General features: G+C 62.8%; 8 protein-coding genes. All 8 read right to left on the reverse strand.

The window, feature by feature from the left end; all coding sequences use genetic code 11:
- A partial coding sequence (locus ACO6VK_RS20355; protein WP_422510308.1) for a contractile injection system protein, VgrG/Pvc8 family occupies window positions 1-476 on the reverse strand: 476 nt, incomplete at its 3' end.
- A gap of 387 nt (window positions 477-863) precedes the next feature.
- Window positions 864-1,697: a hypothetical protein gene (locus tag ACO6VK_RS20360; protein WP_422510310.1), complete on the reverse strand. Its 834-nt coding sequence runs from the start codon at window positions 1,695-1,697 to the stop codon at window positions 864-866.
- Between the two features lie 45 nt (window positions 1,698-1,742).
- Window positions 1,743-2,579, reverse strand: a complete 837-nt coding sequence (locus tag ACO6VK_RS20365) for a hypothetical protein (protein WP_422510312.1) — start codon at window positions 2,577-2,579, stop codon at window positions 1,743-1,745.
- Window positions 2,580-2,624: 45 nt separating this feature from the next.
- On the reverse strand, window positions 2,625-3,458 hold the full coding sequence (locus ACO6VK_RS20370) for a hypothetical protein (protein WP_422510314.1): 834 nt from the start codon (window positions 3,456-3,458) through the stop codon (window positions 2,625-2,627).
- Window positions 3,459-3,500: 42 nt separating this feature from the next.
- On the reverse strand, window positions 3,501-4,334 hold the full coding sequence (locus ACO6VK_RS20375; RefSeq protein ID WP_422510316.1) for a hypothetical protein: 834 nt from the start codon (window positions 4,332-4,334) through the stop codon (window positions 3,501-3,503).
- Window positions 4,331-5,665 (reverse strand): hypothetical protein, encoded by a 1,335-nt coding sequence (locus ACO6VK_RS20380; protein WP_422510318.1) that lies wholly within the window; start codon window positions 5,663-5,665, stop codon window positions 4,331-4,333. The genes ACO6VK_RS20375 and ACO6VK_RS20380 overlap by 4 nt, the downstream gene beginning before the upstream one ends.
- Before the next feature lie 22 nt (window positions 5,666-5,687).
- Window positions 5,688-6,041 (reverse strand): hypothetical protein, encoded by a 354-nt coding sequence (locus ACO6VK_RS20385; RefSeq protein ID WP_422510320.1) that lies wholly within the window; start codon window positions 6,039-6,041, stop codon window positions 5,688-5,690.
- Window positions 6,042-6,084: 43 nt separating this feature from the next.
- Window positions 6,085-7,134 (reverse strand): DUF2345 domain-containing protein (locus ACO6VK_RS20390; protein WP_422510322.1); only part of this gene is annotated, 1,050 nt, incomplete at its 5' end.

Below are 7,134 nucleotides of genomic sequence, written 5' to 3' on the forward strand. Positions count from 1 at the left end.
TGGGTGGTGATCGCACGGGCCGGCAACGTGGCCTGCACATCGAAACGGAAGGCCGCCTGCGGGTAGTCGGCGAAGATCTGCTCGCAGATCGCGCGGGTGTCCAGGTCCTGGAAGATCACTGCATTGCGGCGCAGGGCGAGAAGCGCAGTCCACGGCTCCAGCGTAAGCCGGTAGCGGGCCAGGCCGCCGTCGCTGCCGAGCTGGGCCACCTCGGTGCACAGCCCGTGCCACTGGCGCATGCCGCCATCGGCGCGACGCACCTGCAGGGTCAGCGGCTGCTCCAGCCACGGCGCCATGTCCAGGAACGCATCGGTGGACAGGCAGTCGATCTCGAAACGGGTGCTGCCGCAGACCGCCTCCTGGCCCTCGAAGCGCTCCACCACCAGGCCGGAAGCCGGGCCGAGCAGCTGGATCAGACGCGCCTGCTGGGAGGGGGCGCCAAGGGTGGCCAACAACGAGGAGCGAGAGACATCCATATCGACAGGCTCTTGTCAGGGGGTGTGATGATGCGTGCGCCAGACTGCGGTCGCGTGACGCCCGCAGAGCCTGTTTCACGTCCATGTACCCGGCAACAGTAACAAACCCCATTGACGGGCTCTTTCACCGACCGGCTTCGCACGCCCCCTGACGTGTGCCTGCAACGCAGGCGGGAAGTGGCTCGATTTTGTCGCATTCAGCGCGACACGGGGCCGCTGCGTCAAATTATAGACAGGAAAGTGTGATGAATTGCCCGATATAGGGTGGATGCGGGGGGCAGGTTACTGGCGCTATCCACCAGGCGGATGAGCAGGGCATCGCATTGATGCAGCACGGGAGGAAGCAGGAGCAGGACGTGAAGGGGGCGTGCGCGGGTATGCGCTGCGCTATGGCTGCTCACAGAATGTCAGGCACGTACCGAGACGATTGAGCAGCGGTCGTACCGGCTCGTCATGCCGCTGGAAGCTCCATCGCAGCGAAAGGCCGCCGGCGCGGAAGCCGGGATAGGCGTAGTAGCGGAAGTTGTTGTCGGGGTCGTTAGGCAACGTAGACTCGATCCGGTAGGCCTCACTGCAGTGGCCATTGATGTACATGCCTGTGGGACGGAACGGGTCGTCCACTCCTGGCCAAGTGCTGATCAGGCTTTCGTCCAATACCGGGCAGAGCATCTTTCCATCAACTACCAACCCGTAGGAAACTACATCAGCCACGCGTTCACTCGGGCTCGTGCGCTTGAACGTATCTTTTTCGTCCAGCGACGGCATTCGGTAGAAGACAGTCGCACTGGGCCACAGGCGTACGCCAGAGATCCGTACCTCCATCATCTGTTCGCCAATCGCACCGGGCTCATTGGAATCGATCACCACGCCACGATGATCGAAAACATAGAAGTACTCCGTTGCTATTTCCGCAGGATTACCTGAGGAGACTATCGCCCGGAACGGCCAATTTTCGGGCGGATGATAGCTGCCCGTGAATTTCGATGTCAGCCTTTCAGGCCCAAAGGTGACCATCCAATGCGTCTTATCGTCAGGCGGGGTGACATCCCGGTACGCATCTTCTCCTTCCTGCGGATGGCACTCATAAATGCGGCCCTCCACCGTGCGGATCGTTGCGGGCGGCTTGGGGCAGTTGATCGGGCCGGTCGGTTCCGGGAGGGTCTCGAAGGGGCCGTGTGAGAGCGACGCGGCAGCGAGGACGACAGGAAGAAGCAGACTCATAGCTGATCGGTGTGCTGGACGTTGGGGCAGAGGATGGCTTCCCGCCTATTTGGGCGGACAGAAGGCCACACACACACCGCGGCGATTGAGCAGCGGCCGCACCGGCTCGTCGTGCCGCTGAAAGCTCCACCTCAGCTCAAGGCCGCCAGCGCGAAAGCCAGGATAGGTGTAGTTTCGAAAGTTGCCATCAGGATCATTCTTCAAATAGGACGTCATCAAGTAGGCCTCCCCGCAGTGACCATTGATGTAGGTGCCTGCTGGGTGATGGGGAACGTCCGGCCCCGGCCAACTGCTGACCTGGCTTTCGTCCAGTACCGGACACAGCATCTTTCCATCGACCACCAATCCGTAGAAGCCCACATCCCGCATCCGATCGGTTGGGCTCGTCCACTTCAGCTTCTCTTTGTCATTCGTCGGCGGCATGCGGTAGAACACATTTGCACGCGGCCAAAGGCGGATCCCGGAGATGCGCACTTCCATCATCTGTTCTCCAATAGCTTCCGCGTCGTTGGAGTCGATCACCACGCCGCGGCGATCGAAGATATAGAAGTACTGCGCGGACATCGCTGCAGGGTTGCGGGACGAAACTATTGCCCGGAACGGCCAATCCTCGGGCGGGTGATAGCTGCCTGTCCCCTGGGGTGGCAGTCGTGTCGAACCGAAGTTCACCTTCCAGTGTGTCTGCTCGTCAGGTGGGGTGACATCGCGGTAGGCACTCTCTCCTTCCTGCGGATGGCACTCATAGATCCGGCCTTCCACCGTGCGGATGGTGGCTGGGGGCTTTGGGCAGTTGATAGGCCCCATTGCTGCAGACGGAAGCGTCTCAAAGGGCGCCTGTGAGAGCGTCGCGGCAGCGAACAAGAAAGGTAGAAGCAGGCTCATGGCTGATCGGTGTGCTGGACGTTGGGGTGGGGGAGTGCTTCCGGCCTATTTGGGCGGACAAAATGCCAGACACACACCGAGACGACTGAGCAGCGGTCGTACCGGCTCGTCATGCCGTTGGAAGCTCCACCGCAGGGAAACGCCGCCGGCGCGGAAGCCGGGATAGGCGTAGTAGCGGAAGTTGCCGTCCGGGTCGTTCGGCAAGGTAGACTCGATCCGGTAGGCCTCGCCGCAGTGACCGTTGATGTACGTGCCTGCTGGGTGGTTAGGGACGTCTGGCCCCGGCCAACTGCTGACCTGGCTTTCGTCCAGTACGGGACACAGCATCTTTCCATCGACGACCAATCCGTAGAAGCCCACATCCCGCATCCGATCGGTTGGGCTCGTCCACTTGAGCTTCTCCTTGTCGTCCGGTGGCGGCATGCGGTAGAACACATTTGCACGCGGCCAAAGGCGGATGCCGGAGATGCGCACTTCCATCATCTGCTCTCCAATGGCTTCCGCGTCGTTGGAGTCGATCACCACGCCGTGGCGATCAAAAATATAGAAGTACTGCGCGGACATCGCTGCAGGGTTGCGGTATGAAACTATTGCCCGGAACGGCCAGTCCTCGGGCGGGTGATAGCTGCCTGTCCCCTGGGGTGGCAGTCGTGTCGAACCGAAGTTCACCCTCCAGTGTGTCTGCTCGTCAGGTGGGGTGACATCCCGGTAGGCGTCTTCTCCCTCTTCTGGGTGGCACTCATAAATGCGGCCCTCCACCGTGCGGATAGTTGCGGGCGGCTTCGGGCAGTTGATCGGACCGGTCGGTTCCGGCAGGGTCTCGAAGGGGCCGTGTGAGAGCGACGCGGCAGCGAGAACGAAAGGAAATAGCAGGCTCATGGCTGATCGGTGTGCTGGACGTTGGGGGGGGAAGCTTCCCGCTTATTTGGGCGGGCAGAATGCCAGACACACACCGAGACGATTGAGCAGCGGCCGTACCGGCTCGTCATGCCTCTGAAAGCTCCACTGCAACTCAAGACCGCCTGCACTGAAGCCAGGATAGGCATAGTAGCGATAGTTGCCATCAGGATCATTCTTCAAATACGACGTCATCAAGTAGGCCTCGCCGCAGTGGCCGTTGATGTAGGTGCCCGCTGGGTGGTTAGGGACGTCAGGTCCCGGCCAACTGCTGACCTTGCTTTCGTCCAGTACGGGACACAGCATCTTTCCATCGACCACCAATCCGTAGAAGCCCACATCCCGCATCCGATCGGTTGGGCTCGTCCACTTGAGCTTCTCCTTGTCGTCCGGTGGCGGCATGCGGTAAAAGACATTTGCACGCGGCCAGAGGCGGATGCCGGAGATGCGCACTTCCATCATCTGTTCTCCAATGGCTTCCGCGTCGTTGGAGTCGATCACCACGCCGCGGCGATCAAAAATATAGAAGTATTGCGCGGACATCGCTGCAGGGTTGCGGGATGAAACTATTGCCCGGAACGGCCAATCTTCGGGTGCGTGATAGCTTCCCGTTCCCCTAGGTGGAAGTCGTGTCGATCCGAACCTCATCCTCCAGTGCGTCTGCTCGTCAGGTGGGGTGACATCACGGTACGCATCCTCTCCCTCTTGCGGATGGCATTCATAGATGCGGCCCTCCACCGTGCGGATCGTTGCGGGCGGCTTCGGGCAGTTGATCGGGCCGGTCGGCTCCGGGAGGGTCTCGAAGGTGGCCTGGGAGAGTGACGCGGCAGCAAGAACGAAAGGGAGAAGCAAGCTCATAGCTGATCGGTGCCCATGCTGATGTGAATATGGTGAATGTGCGTGTCGTTGGTGGCGAACGCTTCGGTGTTCGCTCTGGTCGGATGAGCGAGGCCGAGTTGGTTGTATGTCAAGCGCCAAGGCCCACCGAGCCAGCCTAGAGTTTCCTGCAACCTGGCATTTGCAATATACGCATGGACCCGGCGCGAGAACTCACGCATGCGAGTGCGCTCGGCGGCCTCTGGCTGACCAGTCGCGATGGGATTGGAATTTGTCGACGATACGCGATGAAACTGGATCGTGACCGTGTGCTGCTGGTTGTTCGCGCCGTTCACCGTGGTACGCACATGGGTCAGGTCGATGGCCGAGGCATAGCGATGCCGCGTAGAGCCGATGTGGGGCCGCCAGGCGCCGGTGCTGCGGGCGTATGTGATGTCCAGGTCGTCCATCATCTGCAACAGGAACTCCATCGTGGCGGGATGGGTGCGCCGCAGCGTTTCGTCGGCGGTCATCCGGTTGCCGGGCTGGCCGTTGTCCTCGCGGAAGGAGAGGCGGCCCCGCCCACCGGTGGTGGACTGGTTGTTGAACTGAACCTCCCTGCCATCCGAGTTCAGGATGCGGTCGTGGAGGCTCGCGCCGTCCCCCGTGCCAGCGGTCAACCGTTCACCGTAGATGATGCGCAGCGCGGCTCTGAAGGTGCTGTTTTCGATGCGCGGGTGGTGTGTGCCATATGCCCGGGAGGCGTCGGCCCAGAGCTGATACGAAATCACGTAGTTGCCAAGGTCAAGCGCGCTTGGAATGTCATCGGACGTATGCGCTTGGGTGAAGTTGTTTCGAACGCCATCGGCCGGGATCTGATCGTTTCCACCGCCCCGGGTGCGCTGCATGCCGTTCGGGTGCGTTCGACGCACCGACAGGGTGCAGTTGGCATTCTCGATGACCTCGAGCTCAACCAGCGGTTGAACGTCACGATCACTATCGGTGCCAGTGGCGAGCGCGTGACGGGGGATCGTGAACACGTTTCCTGAAGCGAACTGCTCGGTCGGCTCCTTGATGAATACTCGATATCGGCCAGGGCCGGCCACCCTCACGTGGGCGTTGCCTGCCGTATCTGTCCGTCCGGTATCCATGTGAGGGCGTGTCGCGACCCGCCAGGTATCAGGTGCCTCCGGTGTGTTCCTGACAACGAGATAGGGCAGATTGCTGGCTGAGCTGGCTGCGCCACCGCTCATCATCTGCAGCCGTATCCTGGCGTAGTAGTCCGTATCGAACTGGCAGATGTTCATGGCAACGCCGTCGCGGTCGTTCTCGACGCGGACGGGTACCTGCAGGGCGGGGGCTTGCTGGGTCATGCGTGCGGCTCCATCGTGCAGGTCAAACCGAATCCATCTGGAAGGGCATGGCGACGGCGCCCGCGATCACGCTGACCTGCTTGTGCGCGGTGGCGTCATGCTGGAAGCTGCCGATGGTCTTCCAGGAGCCATCGTCGCGCTGGACGTCGATCTGGATTCTGGTGGCGCCGGCCACTGTCCAGAGGGTGGACGTCCCTTCCTTGGCATCGCCGATCCGGACGGTCAGCCCTGTTCCGCCGGTTCCCGTGGAGGCGGTGCGGGCGTTTCCCTGGCCATCGGTCAGTCGGTAGGAGAGGCCCTCGACAGGTGTGCCGAGTGACGTTCTGAATGCTATCTCCGTGGTGCCTTTGTGCGTGCCGTCGCTATGTGCCGTCATTGGGTGCCATCCTGGGTCGAGTGTCCATGCGGGTGCGCGCGGTTCAGCACCCGCAGCCTTCCTCGGCATCGAGGGTCGACTCTTCGATCGCCCAGCCGCCTTTGCCGATGTACGCGGTGACCGGTACCGGTTTTTCAGTGGCCACGGTGATGCTGCGCCCCGTGTCATCCGTGACGCCCTGGGCGAGGACGTCGCCATCCCGGGTGACGATCTTGTAGTAGATGTCCGGCCGGGGCGTGTCTTTGCTGTCTACCACCCTCAGCTTGCCGCGATACTTCATCCGTGGAAGCAGCAGTGCGGGCAGTGGCGCGATCCTGGCGGCGCGGCTTTCCCCGCCCATGAACGGATGCTGCCCGGCCTTGACGGTAAACGTGCCCGGGCAGCTGAAGGTGATGTTGCCGCCCTCCAGCGTGATCGCGCTGTTGCCGGCCTGCAGCACCACCTTCTGCTGGGCCAGGATGTCGATGCGATCATCGGTGGCGGTCACGGTGATGGCCTGGTCGGCCAGCAGCTCCAGCTCGCCGGTGTTGGACTGCAGGCTCACCGGGCCGTTGGCGGCAATCACCTTGACCGGCCCGGCCTGCGCAAACAGCGCCACGTGCTCGCCGGCCACGGCCGAGACGGTTTCCCCCGCGCTGACCTGCAGGTCCTGCTGCACGGTCATCTGCAGGTTCTGGCCGGCGTAGGCCACCGCGCTGGCCGGGGTGGTCCAGACGATGCGGTCCGGCGAGTCGGCCAGCAGCAGCGGGGCGGCGAAGCGCTCTACCGGGTCCTGGCCCGGGCTGCGCCCGCCGCCGGGTTTCATGCCGGACTGGCCGTTGACCTGGCTGCCGTACTTGCCCTCGGCGGTCGGGTCGATCCTGGCGCGCAGCTGGGCGGTGCTGGTGAGTGCGCCCAGCGGCGGCACGTCCTGCTTCTGCAGCGTGTCGTGCATTGCCTCCAGCGCCCGCTCGGCGCTGCGCAGCTGCTCGACCGCCTCATGGCTGTCCAGCACCGTGGAGGTGGCGTCCTGGCGGGCACTGGTGGACAGCAGCAGGCCCTGGCCGGCATGCACGTTGCCCCAGCCGTGGGTGGCCAGCTCGAAGCCCTGGCC

The sequence above is a fragment of the Stenotrophomonas sp. GZD-301 genome (assembly GCF_049310345.1).
Lineage (GTDB): Bacteria > Pseudomonadota > Gammaproteobacteria > Xanthomonadales > Xanthomonadaceae > Stenotrophomonas.